The 19,865-nt window shown below is 72.4% G+C and carries 22 protein-coding genes and 1 pseudogene; 9 read left to right on the forward strand and 14 right to left on the reverse strand.

All coding sequences use genetic code 11. The features are described from left to right. The first annotated feature begins 20 nt into the window (after nucleotides 1-20). Nucleotides 21-512: a MarR family winged helix-turn-helix transcriptional regulator gene (locus CMS_RS14515; RefSeq protein ID WP_012300163.1), complete on the forward strand. Its 492-nt coding sequence runs from the start codon at nucleotides 21-23 to the stop codon at nucleotides 510-512. A 37-nt stretch (nucleotides 513-549) separates the two neighbouring features. On the opposite strand, the gene CMS_RS14520 is transcribed toward CMS_RS14515, so the two are convergent. The 4 genes from CMS_RS14520 to CMS_RS14535 all read right to left on the reverse strand — a co-directional run bounded on the left by CMS_RS14520 (nucleotide 550) and on the right by CMS_RS14535 (nucleotide 4,577). After that, nucleotides 550-1,287: a ZIP family metal transporter gene (locus CMS_RS14520; protein WP_041464748.1), complete on the reverse strand. Its 738-nt coding sequence runs from the start codon at nucleotides 1,285-1,287 to the stop codon at nucleotides 550-552. A 55-nt stretch (nucleotides 1,288-1,342) separates the two neighbouring features. Then, on the reverse strand, nucleotides 1,343-1,948 hold the full coding sequence (locus CMS_RS14525) for a hypothetical protein (RefSeq protein ID WP_012300165.1): 606 nt from the start codon (nucleotides 1,946-1,948) through the stop codon (nucleotides 1,343-1,345). A 38-nt stretch (nucleotides 1,949-1,986) separates the two neighbouring features. Beyond that, nucleotides 1,987-2,340: a hypothetical protein gene (locus CMS_RS14530; protein WP_012300166.1), complete on the reverse strand. Its 354-nt coding sequence runs from the start codon at nucleotides 2,338-2,340 to the stop codon at nucleotides 1,987-1,989. 161 nt (nucleotides 2,341-2,501) lie between these two features. Next, nucleotides 2,502-4,577 carry a PhoX family protein gene (locus CMS_RS14535; RefSeq protein ID WP_041464749.1) on the reverse strand — a complete coding sequence of 692 codons (2,076 nt, stop codon included), beginning with the start codon at nucleotides 4,575-4,577 and terminating at the stop codon, nucleotides 2,502-2,504. 192 nt (nucleotides 4,578-4,769) lie between these two features. On the opposite strand from CMS_RS14535, the gene CMS_RS14540 reads away from it, so the two are divergent. Further along, nucleotides 4,770-5,522, forward strand: a complete 753-nt coding sequence (locus tag CMS_RS14540) for an SDR family NAD(P)-dependent oxidoreductase (RefSeq protein ID WP_012300168.1) — start codon at nucleotides 4,770-4,772, stop codon at nucleotides 5,520-5,522. 124 nt (nucleotides 5,523-5,646) lie between these two features. On the opposite strand, the gene CMS_RS14545 is transcribed toward CMS_RS14540, so the two are convergent. Genes CMS_RS14545 through CMS_RS14560 form a run of 4 tightly spaced genes read right to left on the reverse strand, consistent with a single transcriptional unit; the run spans nucleotide 5,647 to nucleotide 8,880 of the window. Further along, nucleotides 5,647-5,940 carry a putative quinol monooxygenase gene (locus CMS_RS14545; RefSeq protein ID WP_012300169.1) on the reverse strand — a complete coding sequence of 98 codons (294 nt, stop codon included), beginning with the start codon at nucleotides 5,938-5,940 and terminating at the stop codon, nucleotides 5,647-5,649. Then, nucleotides 5,937-6,734, reverse strand: coding sequence for an ATP-binding cassette domain-containing protein (locus tag CMS_RS14550; RefSeq protein ID WP_041464750.1), 798 nt, complete (start codon nucleotides 6,732-6,734; stop codon nucleotides 5,937-5,939). Before CMS_RS14550 ends, CMS_RS14545 begins: the two co-directional genes overlap by 4 nt. Beyond that, nucleotides 6,731-7,777, reverse strand: coding sequence for an ABC transporter permease (locus CMS_RS14555; RefSeq protein WP_041465105.1), 1,047 nt, complete (start codon nucleotides 7,775-7,777; stop codon nucleotides 6,731-6,733). The genes CMS_RS14550 and CMS_RS14555 overlap by 4 nt, the downstream gene beginning before the upstream one ends. A 2-nt stretch (nucleotides 7,778-7,779) precedes the next feature. Next, complete coding sequence (locus CMS_RS14560; protein WP_012300172.1) at nucleotides 7,780-8,880, reverse strand: substrate-binding domain-containing protein; 1,101 nt, start codon at nucleotides 8,878-8,880, stop codon at nucleotides 7,780-7,782. A 113-nt stretch (nucleotides 8,881-8,993) separates the two neighbouring features. Here CMS_RS14560 and CMS_RS14565 point away from each other — a divergent pair, with 113 nt between their 5' ends. The 5 genes from CMS_RS14565 (at nucleotide 8,994) to CMS_RS14585 (ending at nucleotide 13,894) form a co-directional block, all read left to right on the forward strand. After that, a complete protein-coding gene (locus tag CMS_RS14565) occupies nucleotides 8,994-10,046 on the forward strand; it encodes a LacI family DNA-binding transcriptional regulator (protein ID WP_012300173.1) in 1,053 nt (350 codons plus the stop codon). Further along, nucleotides 10,039-10,929: a carbohydrate kinase family protein gene (locus tag CMS_RS14570; RefSeq protein ID WP_012300174.1), complete on the forward strand. Its 891-nt coding sequence runs from the start codon at nucleotides 10,039-10,041 to the stop codon at nucleotides 10,927-10,929. The genes CMS_RS14565 and CMS_RS14570 overlap by 8 nt, the downstream gene beginning before the upstream one ends. 845 nt (nucleotides 10,930-11,774) lie before the next feature. After that, nucleotides 11,775-12,224 (forward strand): helix-turn-helix domain-containing protein, encoded by a 450-nt coding sequence (locus tag CMS_RS18385; protein WP_086935933.1) that lies wholly within the window; start codon nucleotides 11,775-11,777, stop codon nucleotides 12,222-12,224. 19 nt (nucleotides 12,225-12,243) lie between these two features. After that, nucleotides 12,244-12,750: a hypothetical protein gene (locus tag CMS_RS17215; RefSeq protein WP_012300177.1), complete on the forward strand. Its 507-nt coding sequence runs from the start codon at nucleotides 12,244-12,246 to the stop codon at nucleotides 12,748-12,750. Between the two features lie 274 nt (nucleotides 12,751-13,024). Next, nucleotides 13,025-13,894 carry an SDR family oxidoreductase gene (locus CMS_RS14585; RefSeq protein ID WP_041464753.1) on the forward strand — a complete coding sequence of 290 codons (870 nt, stop codon included), beginning with the start codon at nucleotides 13,025-13,027 and terminating at the stop codon, nucleotides 13,892-13,894. Between the two features lie 29 nt (nucleotides 13,895-13,923). Here the strand turns inward: CMS_RS14585 and CMS_RS14590 are convergent, their stop codons facing one another. The 3 genes and pseudogenes from CMS_RS14590 to CMS_RS14600 form a co-directional block, all read right to left on the reverse strand. Continuing rightward, complete coding sequence (locus tag CMS_RS14590; protein WP_041465106.1) at nucleotides 13,924-14,280, reverse strand: DUF202 domain-containing protein; 357 nt, start codon at nucleotides 14,278-14,280, stop codon at nucleotides 13,924-13,926. After that, a pseudogene (locus tag CMS_RS14595) lies at nucleotides 14,277-14,646 on the reverse strand (YidH family protein). Before CMS_RS14595 ends, CMS_RS14590 begins: the two are co-directional and overlap by 4 nt. Further along, nucleotides 14,643-15,620 carry a DMT family transporter gene (locus tag CMS_RS14600; RefSeq protein WP_041464754.1) on the reverse strand — a complete coding sequence of 326 codons (978 nt, stop codon included), beginning with the start codon at nucleotides 15,618-15,620 and terminating at the stop codon, nucleotides 14,643-14,645. The pseudogene CMS_RS14595 and the gene CMS_RS14600 overlap by 4 nt, the downstream one beginning before the upstream one ends. Nucleotides 15,621-15,691: 71 nt before the next feature. Here CMS_RS14600 and CMS_RS14605 point away from each other — a divergent pair, with 71 nt between their 5' ends. After that, nucleotides 15,692-16,648: a LysR family transcriptional regulator gene (locus tag CMS_RS14605; RefSeq protein WP_041464755.1), complete on the forward strand. Its 957-nt coding sequence runs from the start codon at nucleotides 15,692-15,694 to the stop codon at nucleotides 16,646-16,648. A 133-nt stretch (nucleotides 16,649-16,781) separates the two neighbouring features. Then, entirely contained in the window at nucleotides 16,782-17,432 is a 651-nt protein-coding gene (locus CMS_RS14610; RefSeq protein ID WP_012300182.1) for a CPBP family intramembrane glutamic endopeptidase, read from the forward strand. Between the two features lie 15 nt (nucleotides 17,433-17,447). Here the strand turns inward: CMS_RS14610 and CMS_RS16295 are convergent, their stop codons facing one another. From CMS_RS16295 to CMS_RS14625, 3 genes are read right to left on the reverse strand one after another with little or no spacing between them, the layout of a single operon-like run. Beyond that, complete coding sequence (locus CMS_RS16295; RefSeq protein WP_158309448.1) at nucleotides 17,448-18,299, reverse strand: class I SAM-dependent methyltransferase; 852 nt, start codon at nucleotides 18,297-18,299, stop codon at nucleotides 17,448-17,450. Further along, on the reverse strand, nucleotides 18,296-19,015 hold the full coding sequence (locus CMS_RS14620) for a CPBP family intramembrane glutamic endopeptidase (RefSeq protein ID WP_158309449.1): 720 nt from the start codon (nucleotides 19,013-19,015) through the stop codon (nucleotides 18,296-18,298). Before CMS_RS14620 ends, CMS_RS16295 begins: the two co-directional genes overlap by 4 nt. A gap of 26 nt (nucleotides 19,016-19,041) precedes the next feature. Then, on the reverse strand, nucleotides 19,042-19,863 hold the full coding sequence (locus CMS_RS14625) for a SagB/ThcOx family dehydrogenase (protein WP_012300185.1): 822 nt from the start codon (nucleotides 19,861-19,863) through the stop codon (nucleotides 19,042-19,044). Between the last annotated feature and the right edge of the window lie 2 nt (nucleotides 19,864-19,865).

Raw genomic sequence — 19,865 nt, forward strand, 5'->3', positions numbered from 1 at the left:
GCGTCCGTTAGGGTCGCCTGGTGATCCATCGACCCGGTGCCGCGCCGCCCGCGCAGGGCCGACCCGCCGCCGTCTCGTCCGTCGCCACCGAGCTCGGCGCGCTGCTCATGTCGATCCGGTCGCTGCGCGTCGAGGAGGCCGCCGTCTTCGACCCCGACCTCCAACCCGGCGCCTTCGCCGTCGCCCGCTGGATCCGCACCGACGGACCCGCGTCCGCCGGCGCCGTCGCGGCGGGCCTCCTCATGGACAAGAGCTCGGTGAGCCGGCACCTGCGCGTGCTGCGCGAGGCCGGCTACGTGCAGGACGAGCCGGATCCCGAGGACCGCCGCTCCACGATCCTCACCCTCACGCCGCTCGCCGAGGAGCGCCTCGAGCTGGTGCGGAAGGGCACGCGCGAGCGCCTGCAGAACCGCCTCCACGCGTGGGACACGGCCGACGTCGAGCAGCTCGCGGCCCTGCTGCATCGCTTCAACGTGTCGCCGCGCGACCGGCCCGCGGACGCCGACGCCTGATCCCGCGATCACCGGTCGCCTGCTCCGATCAGCCGCCTCACCCCGCCTGGTGCACCGCGTAGCTCGCCACGAACCCGAGCACCGTCACGAGCCCGGTGAGCGCCTGCGCCTTGCGGAAGGCCTCGGGGATCATCGTGTCGCAGATCATCGCGAGGATCGCGCCGGCCGCGAACGCCATCACGACCGACTGCCCGCTCTCCAGCAGGCCGCCGAGCAGCGCGTACCCGCCGAGCGAGGACAGCGCGCAGATCACGGCGATGGAGGTCCAGAGCCCGAAGACGTAGCGCGCGCTCCGGCCTGACTGCTTGAGGTCGGCCGTGCTCGACATGCCCTCGGGGAAGTTCGAGATGACGACCGCCACGAGCACGCCGATGCTCAGCGCCCCGCCGCCCGTGAGGCTGAGGCCCTGCACGGCCGTCTCGGGCACGCCGTCGAGGAGGGCGCCGAGCGCGATGCCCACGCCGGTGCCGCCTCCGCCGCCCGACTTCCCATGGTGCTTCCGGCGGAACCCGCCGTGCTCGAGGATCTGGTCGAGCACCACGTAGACCACCGCACCCGCGACGAAGCCGCCGTGCGTGGGGATCACGCCGCCGCTCTCCGCCGCCTCGTCGACCAGGTCGAACGACAGCGCCGAGATGAGCACGCCGGCCCCGAACGCCATCACGAGCGCGACGACCTCGCGCGGCACCTTCACGAACCACGCGACGAGGGATCCGACGACGAGCGACAGCCCGGAGAGCAGGCCGGCGAGACCGGCGAGGAGGAGAGGCGACATGCTTCCGAGGATGCTCCCTCTGCGGGCGTCCGTCACGCCGGACGAGCGCGCCGCGTCACCGCCCCGCCGACACCCCCGCGTCGCGGAGCGCCAGGTCGGCGAGCTGCCGCACCACGCGCGGGTCGCCGGCGCGCCAGGCGGCGACCGGATCCGGGTGCGCCTTCAGGAGCGACGCGGGCTTCCGCGACGACAGGGCCCGCAGCGCGAGCAGCTCGGTGCCGCCGGGCGTCGCGGCGAGCGATCGGGCGGCGGCCGCGCGGCGCACGAACGAGATGCGCCGCAGCAGCCAGTGCCGCACGATGAACGCGATCGGCACGAGCGCGACGAGGAGTCCGAGCACGAGCGCGATGGTCCCGACGAGCGACTGCTGGTCGCGACCCGCCTGCACGAGGCCGGATCCGATCCCGCTCGCGTCCTCGAACGGCCCGCGCGCGGCGTCGCCCACGAGCGGGAGGCGGCCGAGCGCGTCGGCCGCGTCGGTCATGGATCCGCTGAGCCGCGTGCCCGACTCCTCCATGCTGCGGCCGAGGTCGCCGAGCGGGCGGATGAGGGCGGCCACCGCGATCCCCACCAGCACCGACACGACGATGCCCGCGAGCGCCGCGGTGTCGGCCGCGATCTGCCGGGCGCGGACGAGGGGGAGCGCGGAGAAGAGCTGCATGCCTCCAGCCTGGCCCGCGGGTGGGCGGCGCGCGCGCGTCAGGCGGAGGGCGCGTCGAGCGCGTCCAAGGCCCGCAGCGCCTCGCGCGCCCGCTCGAGGCGTGCGTCCTCCGGCTCGTCCCACCAGCGCGGGCCGCGCTCGCCGAGGCCGTGCTTCGCGAGGCTCACCCGCTCCCGGGCCGCCGTCACCGCGGCGTCGTCGTCCGCGCGCTTCGCCGTGCGGACCCCCGAGCGCCCGCGGCCGAGGTGGGACTTCAGCGCGTCGACCAGCTCGGTCGGCAGCGACGGATCCGTGCGCGGCCACCGCCGCCCGTCCACGACCAGCCACCGCTCCGCCTCGATCGCCGCGTCGGCCGCCGCCGTGTCGTCGGGATCCTGGGGACGCTCGGTCATGATCCGACGCTAGCCCCGGCCGCGGTGGACGACGGGCCGCGCACGGCGATCGGCCATGCACGGGGACCGACACGCTCGAGGGCCGGGGCGCACGCACGCCCCGGCCCTCCGATCGGCCCCCCGATCAGCTCAGCGGGTCACCCCGTGAGCAGCTCTCCTCGTCAGCCGCGCCACACCTGGATCACCGACGGGCGCGGTCCGCGCCAGGCGCCCTTCGGCGGGGTGACGCCGGCCGGCACGTAGTCGGGGAAGAACGAGTGCTGCTCGGCGAACGAGCCGTCCTCGCCCGGGTGCTGCACCGCGACGAACACCATGCCCTCGGTGTCGTGCACGACCGGGCCGCAGGTCTCCGCCTCGGTGGGCACGGAGAGGAACTGCTGCACGTGGCCGCGCTCGGCGCCCTCGACCGGCACCTTGAACAGGCCGTCGTTGAGGCCGATGGTGCTCGGGGCGCCGTCGGTCGAGATCCAGAGGTTGCCCTCGGAGTCGAACGCGACGTTGTCCGGGCAGCTGATGGGCGAGACCTTGTCCTTCGGGAAGCCCGCGAAGTAGGTGGACTCGTTCTTCGCCGGGTCGCCCGCGACGAGCAGCAGGTTCCAGGAGAAGGTCGTCGAGCGGGCGTCGCCGCCGTCCTCGGTGATCTCCACGATGTGGCCGTCGCGGTTGGTCGTCCGCGGGTTCATCTCCGTGGCGCCCTCCTTGCCGGCCTTGCCGCGGTCGGTGTTGTTGGTGCAGGCGACGTAGATCTTGCCGGTGACGGGGCTAGGCTGCACGTCCTCGCAGCGGTCCATCTTCGTGGCGCCGGCGGCGTCGGCGACCAGGCGCGTGTTGACGAGCGCCTGCTCGGTGGTGAAGCCGGGGACCTGGCAGACGCCGTCGACCACGAGCGGGATCCACTGTCCGATGCCGTCGAACTGGCCGTCGGACGGGAGCTGGCCGGTGCCCGTGATCTCCGCGACGGGCGAGTCGCCCGTGAAGCGCGCCACGTACAGCGCGCCGCGCGTGAGGAGCTGCTTGTTCGTGCGGCGGTCCTGGCGCGAGGTGCCCACGACCATCGTGTCGTGCGAGACGAACTTGTAGAGGTAGTCGAAGCGCTCGTCGTCGCCCATGTACGCGGCGACGTGGCCGCTCTTGCCGAGGATCACGTTGGCGCCCTCGTGCTTGAAGCGGCCGAGAGCGGTGTGCTTGACGGGCGCCTCGCCGGGCTCGAACGGGTCGACCTCGACGATCCAGCCGAAGCGGTTGGGCTCGTTCTCGTAGCCGGCGTTGCGGGCGTCGAAGCGGGGGTCGATCTCCTCCCAGCCGCGGGTCGTCGCCTTGTCGGCGAGGCCGTAGCGCTTGTCGGCGACGCTGGTGCCGGGGGTGCGGAAGTAGCCGTTGAAGTTCTCCTCGCCGGAGAGCACGGTGCCCCACGGGGTGGTGCCGCCGGCGCAGTTGCCGAGCGTGCCGAGGATCCGCGTGCCCTTCGGGTCGTCCTTCGTGCGGAGCGACGCGGATCCGGCGGCGGGCCCGGTCACGGTGAAGGGCGTGTCCGCGGTGATGCGGCGGTTCTTCTGGTGGCCGATCGTGTACGTCCACGGCTGGCCGACGGTCTTCCGGCGGAGCGCGACGACCGACATGCCGTGCGACGCCTTGCCGATGCGGCGCTGCTCGGCGAGCTCGGCGTCGTCGGCCGCGGGCGGGAACATGATGTTCTCGTTCGTGTACTCGTGGTTGGCGACGAGGAGCGCCTCCTTGTTCCGCGAGTTGATCGGGATGATGTCGAGGTAGTCGTTGTTGTAGCCGAACTGGCGCGACGCGAGCTTGGCCGTCTGGTTGTCGGCGTCGAAGTCGTCGGCGTAGCTGAAGAGCGGGTCGCCCCAGCGGATGATCGGCGCCCAGCGGTATCCGGTCGGCACGGTGAACTGGTCGACCGCGGCGTCGACGGGCGTGATCGCCGTGAAGGGGAGCTTCGACGCGGCCTGCGCGGCCGCTGCCTCGGCGCCGGGGGCCGCGGCGTTCTGCGCCACGAGGATCGCGAGGGCACCGGCGCCCGCGCCGCCGAGCAGCGTGCGGCGCGAGAGGGCGCGGCCGGCGATGTCGCGGAAGTAGGAGTTGTCGGTGACGTTGGGCACGGGCTTCGTGCACGCGTCGTCGCACTTGAGGTGGCAGGTGACGGTGCTGCGCTTGCCGCGGGCGTGCGGATCGCGGGACAGGATCGGCAGCAGCCGGTGGTGGGTCTCACGGGTGAGGGTCATGTGGGGTCTCCATCGATCTCGGGCGTCTCCACCGGGCACGGCGGACGCATCACGCTTGAAAGGTATTGGCGCCCCCGGGCACGCCCCCGACGCCCGGGTGGACGCGGGGTGAACCGGGGATGGACGGATCGCGCGGGCGTACCGTCGAGCCACGGCGCGGATCCGTGCCGCTCAGACCCGAGGAGGATCCCCATGGCCAGGTTCGACACGAAGACCGCTCTCGTGACAGGCGGCGGCAGCGGCATCGGCGCCGCGATCTCCCGGGCGCTCGCCGCGGAGGGCGCATCGGTCGTCGTCACCGACATCCAGCTGGAGGCGGCTGAGCGGGTCGTCGCCGAGATCGAGGCCGCGGGCGGCACCGCCACCGCGTTCCGCCAGGACACCTCGAAGGCGGAGGACTCCGAGGCCGCCGTCGCGCACGCCGTCACGACCTACGGCGCCCTGCACCTCGCCGTGAACAACGCCGGCATCAGCGCGCCGGCCGCCGACATCGGCGACTACGACATCGCCGCGTGGGACCGCACCCGCGCGGTCGACCTCGACGGCGTCTTCTACGGCCTCCGCTACCAGCTGCCCGCGATGGTGGCGGCGGGCGGCGGCGCGGTCGTCAACATGAGCTCGGTGCTCGGATCCGTCGGCTTCGCGCAGAGCGCCGCCTACGTCGCGAGCAAGCACGCCCTCGTCGGCCTCACCAAGGTCGCGGCGCTCGAGTACACGGCGCGCGGCGTGCGCACCAACGCGGTCGGCCCCGGCTTCATCGACACCCCGCTTGTGCGCTCATCCCTCTCGGCCGACGCCCTGGCGTACCTCGAGAGCCAGCACGCGACGGGCCGCCTCGGCACGGACACGGAGGTCGCGGCCCTCGTGCTGTTCCTCCTCAGCCACGACGCGTCCTTCATCTCGGGCAGCTACCACCTGGTGGACGGCGGGTACTCGGCGCGCTGATCCGCGGGCCGGCCGAGCGCGCACCCGCACCGGCCCCCGCAGCCGCACCCGCGGCGCACGACCTCGGCCGCGGCCGCCCGGCGCGACGAGACGCCGGGCGGCCGCGGGGACGGTGCGGCGCTCGTCAGACGGGCGCGAGGAACGTGAGCTGCGACCCGTCCTCCACGATCAGCGGCCCGAGCGCGGCGTTGAAGTCGGCCCCGTACGACGCCCCGATGTGCGCCTGGAACGCGGCCTCGTCGCGGTAGACCTCGTGCACCACGAAGCGCGCCGGATCCTCCACCCGCCGATACGGCTCGAACACGACGTTCCCCGGCTCGGCGCGCACCAGCTCGGCGAGGTCCGCGATCATCCGCGCGACCTGCTCCTCGTGGCCGGGCAGCGCCGTGAACTCCGCGTACAGCACCGTGGCGGTCATGCCGTGGCCGCGCCCGTCATGATCGCGACGGCGTCGGTCATCGAGTGCGACTGCGGCGTGATGGTGGCCGCCTTCTTGCCGAGCCGCTGGATGTGGATCCGGTCGGCGACCTCGAACACCTGCGGCATGTTGTGGCTGATGAGGATCACCGGGATGCCCCGGTCGCGCAGGTTCCGCACCAGCTCCAGCACCTGGTTCGACTCGCGCACGCCGAGCGCCGCGGTGGGCTCGTCGAGCACCACGACCTTCGACCCGAACGCCGCGGCACGCGCCACGGCGACCGCCTGCCGCTGCCCGCCGGACAGGTTCTCGACGGGCACGGTCACGTCCTGCAGCGTCGAGATGCCGAGCTCGGTCAGCTCCGCCTTGGCGTCGCGGCGCATGCCGGCCGTGTCGAGCATTCGGAAGACCGATCCGAGGATCCCCTTCTTCCGCTTCTCCCGCCCGAGGTAGAGGTTCGACGCCACGTCGAGCGCGGGCGAGACGGCGAGGTTCTGGTACACCGTCTCGATCCCGGCGGCCCGGGCGTCCTGCGGCCGCTTGAACGACACGGGCTCGCCGTCGAGGAACAGCTCGCCCTCGTCGGGCGTCTCCGCTCCCGTGAGGCACTTGATGAGCGTCGACTTGCCGGCGCCGTTGTCGCCGATGATCGCGAGCACCTCGCCGGGGAACAGCTCGAGGCTGACGCCGTCGAGGCCGACGACGCGGCCGAACGTCTTCACGAGCCGCTTCGCCTCGAGCACGGGCGTGCGGGTCGCGGCGGGGGTGCTCCCCGCGGGGTCGGTGAGGGTCACTTGCGCACCTTTCGGATCCACTGGTCGACGGAGACCGCCACGATGATGAGGACGCCCACCGCGAGGGTCTGGTACAGCACGTCCAGCCCCGCGAGCGAGAGCCCGTTGCGGAACACGCCCACGATGAGCGCGCCGAGGAGCGTGCCCCACACGGTGCCGCGTCCGCCGAAGAGGCTCGTGCCGCCGATGACGACCGCGGTGATGGAGTCGAGGTTGAGGTCGGCGCCCGCGTTCGGGCTGGCGGCGTTGCTGCGGCCGATCGCGATCCAGGCACCGACCGCGAGGATCGCCCCCGCCGCGAGGTACACGCTCATGAGCACCCGGTTGACGCTGATGCCCGCGAGGCGAGCCGCCTCCTTGTCGTCGCCGACCGCGTACACGTGCCGGCCCCACGCCGTCTTGCCGAGGATGAAGGCCACAAGCACGTAGAGCACGAGCATGAGCACCACGCCGAAGCTGATCTTCACCCCGGCGAGGTCGAACGTGCGTCCCGTCCAGGAGAGCGCGGCCGGCATGTCCACGCCGCGGACGGTCGCGCCGTTGGAGTAGAGGAGCGTGAGCGCCACGAAGATGTTCAGCGTCCCGAGCGTGACGATGAACGGGGGGAGCCGCAGCCGCGTCACGAGCAGGCCGTTGAACGCGCCGGCCGCGAGGCCCACGACGAGCCCGGCGACGAGCGCCGCCGGTGCCGGCAGCCCGTTCTGGCTGGCGGTCTGCGCGATGACCATCGAGGTGAGCACCATGACCGCGCCGACCGAGAGGTCGATGCCCGCGGTGAGGATGATCAGCGTCTGCGCCACGGCGAGCGTGCCGACCACGGCGACCTGCTGCGTCACCAGCGACAGGTTGGCGGGATCGAGGAAGCGGTCGTTGAGCAGGCCGAACACGATGATCGCGAGGACCAGCACGACGGCGGGGCTGACGGCGGGGTAGCGGTGGAGCACCCCGCGGATCCGGTCGAGGGGCGTGCGCCGGTCGAGGAACTCGTTGGCGAGGTCGAGCGCGGAGGTGGGCGGGTTCGTGTGGGCGGTCGTCCGGCTCACGGTCACTCGCCCCAGCACTTCGTCGCGGCGTCGTCGGCCGTGATGCTCTCGAGGCCGTCGACGGGGGTGTCGGTGACGAGCGCGGATCCGGTGTCGAAGAAGTCGAGGCCGGCGCTCGTGGCGGGCTTGGTGCCGTCCTTCGCGAGCTGCGCGATGGCCTCGACGCCGAGCTGCGCCATCTTCACCGGGTACTGCTGCGCGGTGGCGCCGATGACGCCCTCCTTGACGTTCTTCACGCCCGCGCATCCGCCGTCGACCGAGACGAGGACGACGTCCTTCTCCTTGCCCGCGGCCTGGAGCGCCTGGTACGCGCCGAACGCGGCGGGCTCGTTGATCGTGTAGACGACGTTGATGTCGGGGTCCTTCGACAGCAGCGTCTCCATCGCCGTGCGGCCGCCGTCCTCGGCGCCCTGCGTGGCCTCGTTGCCGACGATCTCGTAGTCGCCGCCGCTGTAGTCGCCGGTCTTGGCCTCGTCGCCGTTCTTCGTCTTGTCCGCGACGTCGATGCCCATGCCGGTGAGGAAGCCCTGGTCGCGGTTGTAGTCGACCGAGACGGCCTTGTCGTCGTAGAGGTCGAGGAGGGCGATGGTCGCCTTCTTCCCGTCGAGCTGCGCGGCGGCAAACTTGCCGATGGACTCGCCCGCGGCGAAGTTGTCGGTGGCGAACGTGATGTCGACGGAGTCGGCGGGGTCGGGCGCGGTGTCGAGCGCGATGACGAAGAGGCCGGCGTCGCGGGCCTTCTGGATCGCGTCGACCACGGACGGGCCGTTCGGGGTGATGAGGATGCCCTTGTCGCCCTTCGAGATGGCGTTCTCGATGGCCTGAATCTGGGTGTCCTCGTCGCCGTCCTCCTTGCCGGCCGCGAGCGTGAGGTCGATGCCGTCCTTCGCCGCGGCGTCCTTTGCGCCGTCCTGCATCGCGACGAAGAAGGGGTTCGTGGTCGTCTTCACGATGAGCGAGACGCCGATGTCGCCGGATCCGCCGCTGCCGCCGGATCCGGATCCGCCGCTCGAGCTGGAGCAGCCGGTGAGCCCGGCGGCGGCGATGAGGGCCGCGGAGCCGAGGGCGATGGTGCGCACGAAGCGCGGGGATCGGTTCGTCATTGATGGATCCTGTCCTTCGGGTGGGAGCGCACTCCCGACAACGTTGTCAGGTAGAGGTCTAGCGGGTGCGACCCGGTAAGGTCAAGCCACTGCGCAGAGAGTGAGACCCATTCGTGACACCGTTGTCATCCCCGCCCGGCTCCTCCTCGGACGCGCGCCGACCCACGATGAAGCACGTGGCCCGGCTCGCGGGCGTGGGCCTCAAGACGGTGTCGCGGGTCGTCAACGGCGAGGCGAACGTCTCCGCGGAGATGACCGCCCGGGTGCAGGCGGCGGTGGAGCAGCTGCAGTACCAGCCGGATCTGCACGCCGGCAACCTGCGCCGCGCCGACCGGCGCACCAACACGCTCGGCCTGCTCGTCGGCAGCGTCGCCAACCCGTTCTCGGGCGCCGTGCACCGGGCCGTCGAGGAGGTGGCCAAGGAGCGACGGGTCGCCGTCTTCGCCTCGAGCCTCGACGACGACCCCGAGCGCGAGCGCTCCTCCGTCGACGCGTTCCTCGCCCGACGGGTCGACGGGCTCATCCTCACCACCATCGCGCCCAGCCAGGCCTACCTCGGCGTCGCGGCGTCGCGCGGCACCCCGCTCGTGTTCGTCGACCGCGTGCCCGCGGGGCTCGAGGCCGACGCGGTCATCGTCGACAACGCGGCCGGCATCTCCCGGGCCGTCGCGCACCTCGCCGACCAGGGCCACCGCCGCATCGCGTTCCTCGGGGACCGGCCGGAGATCTTCACGGCGCGGGAGCGCGAGCGCGGCTTCGTCCAGGAGATGCAGCGCCGCGGGCTGCCCGTGCTGCCCGAGCTCGTCCTCGACGGCGCGTGGGACGAGCGCGTGGCCGAGGCGCTCGCGGAGCGCCTGCTCGCCCTGCCCGAGCCGCCGACCGCGATCGTCAGCGGGCAGAACCTCATCACCATCGGCGTCATCACGGCCCTCCGGCGGCACGGGGCCCACCGGCGCATCGCGCTCGTCGGCTTCGACGACCTGCCGATGGCGGCCCTCCTGGATCCGGCCGTGACCGTGATCGCGCAGGATCCGTCGGGCATCGGCCACGCCGCGGCCGAGCGCGTCTTCGCCCGGCTCGACGGGGACGAGGGCCCCGCGCAGACCGTCGTCGTCCCCACCACGCTCATCGTCCGAGGCTCCGGAGAGGTCCCCCGAAATGCATGACCAGCCCATCGTGGTCGTCGGCGACGCCCTGATCGACCTGCTCCGCGAGGACGGCGAGGAGACCGCCTTCGTCGGCGGGGCCGCGCTCAACGTCGCCGTCGGCCTCGCGATCCTCGGCCACCGCGTGCAGCTCATCGCGATGGTCGGCGGCGACGCGCACGGCGACCGCATCCGCGCCGAGCTCGACGCGCACGGGGTGGAGCTCATCGCCACCGTCGGGCTGTCGGGGACCTCCGTCGCCGTGAGCGAGCGCGAGGACGGCGAGCCGCGCTACTCCTTCAACGAGGCCGCGTGGAACCGGCGCGTGCGCATCGGCGAGGCGGAGCGGGCGGCGCTGGATGCCGCATCGCTCGTGGTCGTCAGCTGCTTCCCCTACGACGACCACGAGCAGGCCGACGAGCTGCTGGCCGCCGTGCGGGATCCGCGCGAGCGCCTCCTCGTCGACCCGAACCCCCGCGCCGGCATGCTCCACGACGCCGCCCGCTTCCGCGACGGGTTCGCGCGCGCGGCCGCGGAGTCGCTGCTCGTGAAGATCGGCGACGACGACACCGCGCTGCTCGGCCTGGGCGCGCTCGCCGACGCGCGCGCGGCGCTCCACGACGCGGGCAGCCGCCTCGTGCTCGCGACCGAGGGCGCGCGCGGCGCGTCGGTGCAGCTCGAGGGCGGCGAGGTGGTCGCGGCGGGCATCGCGCCGGATCCGCGGCCCATCGTCGACACCATGGGCGCCGGGGACGCGTGCCTCGCCGCCGCGGCCGACGCCATCGCGCGTCGGGGTGCGCCGCTGACGCCCGCGGACGGCGAGGCGATGCTGCGCACCTGCATGGCGATCGCCGCGGCCACCTGCCGGGAGCAGGGCGCGCTGCTGCGGATGCCGACCGCCTGAGGCGGCCGCGCCTGGCGGCGGGGCAAGACCAGTCGCGATGTCTTCCTGGCCGGGCTAACGCCTCCTCCCTCGCAGGTCCTCGAACCTTCATGTCCTTGTGCTGACGGCGCGCCTATGAGGCAGCGTGGCGGGGGTACGCGGCGACAAAGCTTGCATGCCAGCCGGGGGCATCGGCGCGGCGATCACCAGAAGCCTTTGCGAGCGTCAACGCGGTTTTCATACTCTGATCAGGAGGGGCCGATGGGGACCCTCATGGCCCTATGCCGCTGGTCGGAGTCGGAGGTGGAGGCTAGGGTACATCTGTGCCCCAGACTTCGACCAACGACGGATCTACGTCTGCTTGCACTAATCCTGCCCTCGCGCCAATCCACTACCATTGGTATCCGCTCCGCGAGGGCCGGAACCTCGTGACCGAAATTCGAGAGCTTGCAGCCGCGGAAGGGCTTCCCTCCGGTGATATTGACCGATTAGTGGGTGAGTTTCGCGCCCGTGGTCGTGCGCTGGTGCAAGGTCGACTTGTTCCTGTACGCCATGTCAAGGGGCCGATGCAGTCGGTCACAGACCTGGATGTCTTCGAGCTTCGAGCTATGGTGGAGTACGGCGAGAGTCTCGAAGCGCATGTACGGGTCTACCACGTCGAGCCCGTTCGGCTCCGGCAACCAGGGGGTACGACGATCGTTGGTCTTCATGTTCACCTGAAGAATCTCTCCGACCCGGCGACAGTCCGAGCGCATCAAGACTCGGAGCTACAAATTGCCCGATCAAGGTATCATTCTGGCCGGACCAGCTCCTGGGGTGGGGCAAGTCTTGTCAACCGTTGACCAACTCGGTATAGAGTGCAGTCTATGTCCCCGGCATACCATGACTTTGAGCCCGAATCTACTCGCGACTCGCCGACTGACGAGTTCGACACTGGTACCGAGACCGACTCTGAGCGTCTTGCGCGCCTGCTCGCCGAGGCGGACGTCGATCTGATCGACACTCTTCGTCGCGTACGTGAGCACCGGTCCTTGAGCCAGGAGCAGCTAGGCGCACTTATGGGCGTCAGTCAAGCCACTGTGTCGAGCTTCGAGAGCGGGGCGTCTGAGCCGAAGCTTGCCACCATTAGGCGCTACGCTCACGCCCTTAACGTCGTTGTCGAGCATTCTGTGCGACCGATAGATGCCTCTCTGTCTTCTTTGTTTACGTGGACTACCGTGTCCGGTTTTATTACCAATCCTCGTTCTACGAGTACCCGAGCTGGCACCTACTCCGCCGCAAACAGCAAGAAGTCGGATTTTGCTCTTGCCGGGTAGTGGCCCCACGCCTCACGTTGTGAGTGATGTCGTCGAACTAGTCAACCTTGTAGAGCTCGACGATATGTATGTCTACGAGGAGCGAGGCCGTCGCATTGCGCGAGATTCGAACGAGTTTGACAACACCGACAATGAGGCTGCGCAGTCGGATGAGTTAAAGCCGAAGATTCGCAATCTCATGGGCGTCACGGAGCTCTCCGGGTCTGATCACTATGGGATTGCTTTTCGATTTCGAATCGTATTTGACGACCGCGCGGGGAACGAATTTATAGCGGACATGCAAGCTCGCTACGGATTGCCTCACAAGTGTCAGATCAGCGATGATATCAAATCAGAGTTTGCGCAGGAGGTTGCGTTTTATGCCGTATATCCCTATTTGAGGGCATCTCTGCAGACGACGGCTTCGAGAATGGGTGTACCGGCCCCCGTATTAGCGATAGTGCGGCGCGGGGAATTTGAACTGGGCGAACAGATGTCCGATGATCAAACGCGAGTAGAGTTTCACGACAACGCTCCGGACGTATAAGCAAGTGGGAATTGCCAGCTGACTGAGGCGGTAGCTCAGCGTGCCGCAAGCAGGGCGCAGGGTACCGGGGCGCGGGGCCGTGGGATCCGACTCCCGCGTGCGGCGTAGCGTCGTGGCGAGCGAATCGATCGAACCGCCGAGCGGGACCCCCTCGGCGGCGGTGCTCGAGCAGGTCATCGCCGTCGTCCGTGACGCGTCTGCCGACGACACCCTTCCTCGGCCGACGGCTGCGGGCCTGCGCCTGGCACCGATGGAGCAGACGAGGAGGATCACCATGGACGACGCACGGACCCTGATCATCGGCGGGACCGGCACGGTCGGCTCGGCCGTCATCGCCGAGGCCCTCCGCCGCGGGATGACCGGACTGCGGGTCATGAGCCGCGATGCGAGGCGGCTCGCCGGCCTCCCCGACGGCGTCGAGGGTGTGGTCGGCGACCTCGGCGACCCCTACGACGCGATGCCCGCGTTCGACGGCGTCGAGCAGGTGTTCCTGGCTCTCACGGGAACGCCCACCGAGCTGTACGAGACGACCGTCGCGGTGGACCAGGCCGTGGCAGCGGGGGTCCGCCGGATCGTCTACCTGTCCGTCCAGGACCTCGACCGGGCACCGCAGGTGCCCCACAACTCCGCGAAGCTCGCGGTGGAGTCCCTCCTCGAGCACAGCGGTGTCGAGGCCTGCTTCCTCCGGGTCAACAACTTCTTCCAGAACGACCTCTGGTACCTCGACGCGATCCGCGACGGCGTGTACCCGCAGCCCCTCGGCGCGACGGGCGTCTCCCGGGTCGACGTGCGCGACATCGCCGAGGTCGCCGTGAGCGCCCTGACCCCGGGGTCGGAGCTCGCGGGCCCGATCGACGTGGCCGGCCCGACCGCGTGGACCGGCGAGGCGACGGCCGCGGCCCTGTCCGAGGCCCTCGGGAGGGCGGTGACGTACGGGGGAGACGACCTCGCGGCATGGCGCGAGGCGTCCCTCGCCTCCATGCCCTCCTGGCTCGTCTACGACTACGAGCGCATGTACTCCGGCTTCCAGCGGGACGGGCTCATCGGGAGCCCCGAGGCCATCGCTCGTCTCACCGCGATCCTCGGGCATGCGCCCCGCTCCTACGAGGACTACGTGCGCGAGCTGCTCGCGCCTGCCGCGTAGGGCGTTGCGTGCCCGGATCCCCCGACGGCTCAGCGGGTGAGCGCGAGGGCCAGCGCGGCCAGGCCGGCGCACGCGGTGAGGGCGGCGACGAGCGCGGGGAGCGCGCCACCGGGGAGCCTGGTGGTGCCGGGCTCGGCGGATCCCGAGGTGAGGATCCGGTGCACGCGCCGGTAACGGCGGTGCGCGGTCGCGAGCACGGTGAGGGCGGCGATCACGCCGACCGCGGCGACGACGAGGCCGGCCGCGCCGAGGAGCGTCGGGAGGACGCGCAGCCCCAGCAGGGATCCGACCACGAGCGCGAGCGCCGTGCGCCGCCACGCGAGGGCGGTGCGCTCGGGTTGGAGGCCGGGGTCGAAGGGGCGCGCGGCCGGATCCGGGGCGCTCACGCCGTCAGCACGCCCAGCAGCACGAGCGTCGCCGGCGGCGACCACGGCGATCCCGAGCGGCAGCGACAGCGCGGCCGACGGCAGCGGGTGGTCGCGGCGCAGGGCGCGCTCGGTGCGCATCCAGCCGATCCATGCCTGGGCGGGCGCGGCGATCCCGGTGACGATCAGCACGATCGAGGCCGCGAGCCGGAACCCCGGCTGCAGCCCGAGCCCCAGCGCCTCCAGCGCGACGCCGCCGGCGATGAGGGCGAGCGAGGTGCGGATCCACGCGAGGAACGTGCGCTCGTTGGCGAGCGAGAACCGCACGTCGGGCTCGGCCCCCTCGCGGTAGACGCTCCTCGGGAAGCGGCGGTCGGGGGCGGTCATGCGGCGGGGTGCGGGGATGGGACGGCCGGGGCGCGCGAGGGCATGCCGCCATTCTCTCCAGCCTGGCCGATCGCCGCGCCGATCCGCGCCCGGTGCCGCCGCTCGATCGCCTGGCCTGCGTACGACGCCGCGACGATGAGCGCCGCGCCCGCCGCGCCGATGGGCCCGATCGCCTCCCCGGCTAGCACCACGCCCACCAGCAGCGCCCACACCGGCTCGGTGCCCATGAGGATGCTCGCGCGCGACGCCGACGTCCGCCGCACGGCCCAGAGCTGCACGGCGAACGCGAACAGCGAGCACAGCACCCCGAGGAAGAGGAGGCCGGCCCAGCCCCGGGCGTCGAGCGAAGCTGCCGCCGCGGGCAGGTCGGGCCCCGACATCGCGGAGAACAGGGCCGCGCACACGAGCATCTGCACGAGGACCACGCCGAGGGATCCCTCGCTCCGCCCGCGCGTGAGGTGCCCGCTCGCGGTGACGTGGACGGCGCGCACGACCGCGGCGGCGATCACGAGCCCGTCGCCCGGGGTCGGTGCGCGCAGCCCGCCCTCGGAGACGAGCAGCGCGACGCCGACCACGGCCGCGACCGCCGCGACGAAGTACGACCGCGGCAGCCACGACCGCGACGCGGCGCCCTCGAGCACGGGCGTCATCACGAGCGCCAGGCTGATGAGGAGGCCCGCGTTGGTCGCGCTCGTCAGGTGCACGCCCCAGGTCTCCAGCCCGATGACCGCCGCCTGCGAGCAGCCGAGGAGCGCCGCGATGAGGAGGCCGCGGCCGCGCGGCAGCCGCTCGCGCCGGGCCAGGCAGACGACCCCGGTCGCGACCGCCGCGACGAGGAAGCGGAGCGCGACGGCCACGGGCACGCCCGTCTCCGCCGCGAGGTCCTTGGCCGCGAGGAAGCTCGCGCCCCACACCGCCGCGACGGCCAGGAGCAGCAGGTCGACGACGGGCTCGGTGCGGGTGCGGGAGGCCATGCCCCCACTGTCCGGCAGTCGACCCGGAAGATCGACGGGCACCGTCTTCATCGATGCGTTAGACAAGGCTCATGGATCCCGCTCGCCTCCGACTGCTGCGCGAGCTCGGCGACCGGGGCAGCGTCGCGGCCGTGGCGGCGGCGATGCACGTGAGCGCGTCCGCCGTCTCGCAGCAGCTCGCCGCGCTGCAGGCCGGCGTCGCCGTGCCGCTCACCGTGCGGCGCGGGCGGCGCCTGGCGCTCACGGAGGCGGGGGAGGCGCTCGCCGCGGCCTCGGTCCGCGTGGACGAGGCGCTCGCCGCGGCGCGGGACGCCGTCGGGTCGTTCCTCGAGCACGATGCCCGGGCCGTCCGCGTGTCCGCCTTCCACAGCGCCGGGCTCGCGCTCTTCGGGCCGCTGCTCGCGGAGCTGGCGGGCGCCGGGGGATCGGATGCCGGGGGATCCGCCGCGGGGGTCCGCGTCGCGCTCGCGGACGCGGACGTGGCGCAGGGCGACTTCGCGGGCCTCACCGCCGATCACGACCTCGTCGTCGCGCACCGCCTCCCGCACGACCCGCCGTGGCCGACCGCCCGGCTCGTGGTCGTGCCGCTCCTGGTGGAGCCGCTCGACATCGCGCTGCACGCCGGGCACCCGCTCGCGTCGTCCGCCGGCATCACGCCGGACCGGCTCCGCGACGAGCGGTGGATCTCCACGCACGCGGGCTTCCCGCTCGCGGGCGTGCTCGACCACCTCGGCGCGCTGATCGGGCAGGCTCCGCGCGTCGTCCACCGCGTCAACGAGTTCTCGGTGGCGGCGCAGATCGTGCGGACCGGCGACGCGATCGCCGTGATGCCCCGGACGACCGGCGCCCCGCTCGCGGTCGACGGGATGGTGCTGCGGCCGGTACTCGGCGCGCGGCTCGTGAGGCACGTCGACGTGCTCGCCCGGCCGGATGCGCTCGCGCAGACGCCGGTCCGCGCGGTGCTCGCGGCGCTGCGGCGGGTGGCGGATGCCGCGGCGGCGGCCGCCGAGCGAGGCGGCGGGGCCTGACGCGACGCCCGCGACGCCCGCGCGCGGGTGCGCCACGGCGGGCGCGCCCGATACGGCAGGGCCGTGCCCGCCCTGGACACGGGCATGCGGACATGAAATGGTCGAGGACACGTCATGGCGGGGGGGGACGGGCATGCGGACAGCGGAAGGCTCGCGCCGGATCACCGGATTCGTGCTCCTCGGGATCACCTCGGTGATGATGGTGCCCCTCGTCTACGGCTTCGCGCGCGACGCATCGTGGTTCCTCGGCGAGGAGATCGGTCTGGCGCGCGCCGAGTCGGTGTCGCTCGTCGCGTGGGTCGCGGCTGCCGGTGTCGCGCTCGCCTACGTCGTCGGCACCTCCGTCGCCGTGCCCGGCGTCCGTCCCGAGTCGTTCCGCTGGTCCGGGCTGAAGGCGATCGCGGTCGTCAGCGCCGTCGTGAGCGGCATCGTGGAGGAGCTCGTGTTCCGCGGTCTGCTCATGGACGCGCTGGACGCCGCCGGCTCGAGCGCCGCGCTCCAGGTCGTCGTCTCGGCTCTCGCCTTCGGCGTCGCGCATGCCGTGTGGGGAGCGTTCGCGGGGGATCTCCGCCTCGTCCTGCCCACGGTCGTCGCGACCACGCTGCTCGGCGGCGCGCTCGCGGTCGTCTACCTCCTCGCCGATCGCACGCTGTTGCCCGTGGCCATCGCGCACGTGGCCATCAATCTCGTCATCGAACCGGGGCTGATGCTCTCCGTGGTGTCAGCGTCCCGCGCCGGGCGCCCTCGACGCGCGGGCGGCGGAGCGAGCCCGGACCGCGCCTGAGCGGAGCGTCCGGCATCAGGCGAGCCGCCCGAGGTCGATGCCGCCCGCGGGGGGCAGGGGGCGGAGCGTCGTCGCCGGGCGGCGGCCGTCGGGCGCACCGTGCACGTCCACCCAGCCGTGCAGCACCTCGGGGGATGGGCCACGAGAGGCGGCGCGCGCACCCGCCGAGCGGATCATGGTGAGGAACGCGGGGTCCCCGAGCATCGCCGGGATCTCCGGTGCCGTCGCGTCGAGCCCGGCCAGTCCCGTGGTGCCGACGGTGATGCGCGCGCCGGGCGCGGCGTCGCGAAGGAGCCCGCGCAGCTCGCCGACGGTGAAGGAGGCCTCGCGCTGATCCCTCAGGTACGCGGCGGAGAGCGGGTCATCGGGCTCGGAGCCTCCGCCGCGGCCGATGTCGACCGTGGCGAGCGTCGCGTCCGCGGCGAGCCGCTCGACGATGCGCGCGAGACCGGCAGACGGGTCCCGCCACAGGCCGAGGGACAGGTGCACCATCACCGCGTCGAGTGGAGGCCAGGCGTCGTACGCGGCGGCCTCCTCGGCGGCGCCCACGCGGATGTCCGCGCCCGGCACGCGCTCCCTCGCCCGTGCGACGGCGGACTCGGAGATGTCGATCCCCAGGAGGCGGCACCCGGGCAGCAGCTCCGCAGCGGTGGCGAGCAGCTCGCCCGCGCCGCAGGACACGTCCAGCAGCGTCGAGGGCGGTCGCCCGTGGACGGCGCGATGCCGCGCGACGAGGGCGCCGATGGACAGGTCACGCGACGCCGCGCTCTCCCTCGCGTCGAACGCGGAGCTGACCGGGGTCAGCTCCGGATCGGTGAACCACCGTTGGGCGCGTGCGCGCGCGTTGGCGCGTCCGCCGCCCGTCACCACGTCGCCTCGGAGGGGATCTCGGCGACGGGCGCCCGCTCCGCCTCCGCGGTCGCCCGGGTGGAGCGGGCTGAGCGGGCCGAGCCTCCCGGCGCGCCTCGCCGGAGCACGAGGTTGTGGGCGACGTGGAACGCGACGGCGGACGGGGTACCCCAGCTGAGCGCGAAGGCGCTCGCGACGGCACCGAAGAGCGCCGTGTACGGCAGCGCGCGGGGGCCGCCGACGGGGAGGTGCAGGAGCGCGAAGCCCGCGACGGACGCGCCCGCTGCCGCCAGGGTGCCGAGCCGCACGTGATCCCCCGATCGGATCGGGGCGCGCCAGATGGCCTCCTCGGCCGCCGCCACGAGCGCCGTGCGCATGGCGGGGACGACGCCGGACGGTGCGGCACGGGACGTCCAGCGCGCCGTCGCCCCGCCGCGGCGCTCGAGTCCGTCGATGCGCTTCGATGAACCCGTCGCCCCGGGGGAGGTGCGCACGGCGGCCCGGACGACGGACGGCATCGCGCCCCCGGCGATGCCGCCGCAGACGACGCGTGCTACGCCGATCCTCTTTGGTCGCCGGGGCGACGGGGTCGTGGGCAGCCGTCGCGCAGCGCGGGGCGACGCGATCAGCACGGTCGCGACGTCATAGGCCGCGAGGGCGGCGGACCGTCCGCGCGGCCAGCCGCGCTCCGCCGTGGCCCGGAGCGCGAAGGGCAAGGCGAGGTGCAGGATCATGCGCACCGCGTGCCCTCGTCGACCGCTCATCCCGGGAGCGCGCTCCCGGCGGTCAAGACGTAGATCGGAGCCTCGTCCACCCCGTTCTGGTCGATCATGACCTCGGTCAGCTCGTCGTCCACGAAGCCGCCGTATGGCCGGGACGTCAGCCCGTGCGCGGTGGCGAGGAGCACCATGTTCTGCATGACGTGGCCGGCCTCGATGAGCGCGAACCGGTAGGCGCGCGGCCCGTACTTGAAGCGCGACCTCCAGAAGCTGCACGACAGGACGATCGAGAACGCCGTCCCCGAGAGCTCGTCCTCGCGGAGGAGCGCCGCCATGAACGCGCCGTAGTCGACGTCGCCGAGTCGCACGAGCCCCTTCTCGAACGCGTCGAAGTGGTGCACGCCCGGCTCGATTCCCTCGACGTTCCGGGCGATGAGATAGACGTCCAGCGGGTACAGCGCCCCGCCGGACGGGACGGGGCGACGCCAGCCATTCGCTCGTCGGACAGCGCCGTAGCTCTTGAGCAGCAGGCTGGCGACCACGTCGAGCGGGACGGCGCCGGGGTCGTACTCGTCCGCGCTGAAGCGGCGCTCGATCGCGTCCTCGAGCATCACGGATGTCGCGCGCGGCTCGGGCAGCGCGACGAACGGGAGGTGGGTGTACCGCTTGCCCGCCCGCGTCGCGATCCGCTGCAGCACGCGCGACCGCAGCAGCGGCGCGACCCCCGGTGCATCCCACGCCATGGACGGCCGGTAGATCTTGCTCGCCTCGAACCAGTTCTCCGAGGGATCGTCGTAGCGCAGTCGCTCGTTGCCGTAGACCACGTCGACCAGGTTGGTCGCGTGGAGCTCGAAGTTCGTCATCG

This window comes from Clavibacter sepedonicus (assembly GCF_000069225.1).
Taxonomy (GTDB): Bacteria; Actinomycetota; Actinomycetes; order Actinomycetales; family Microbacteriaceae; genus Clavibacter; species Clavibacter sepedonicus.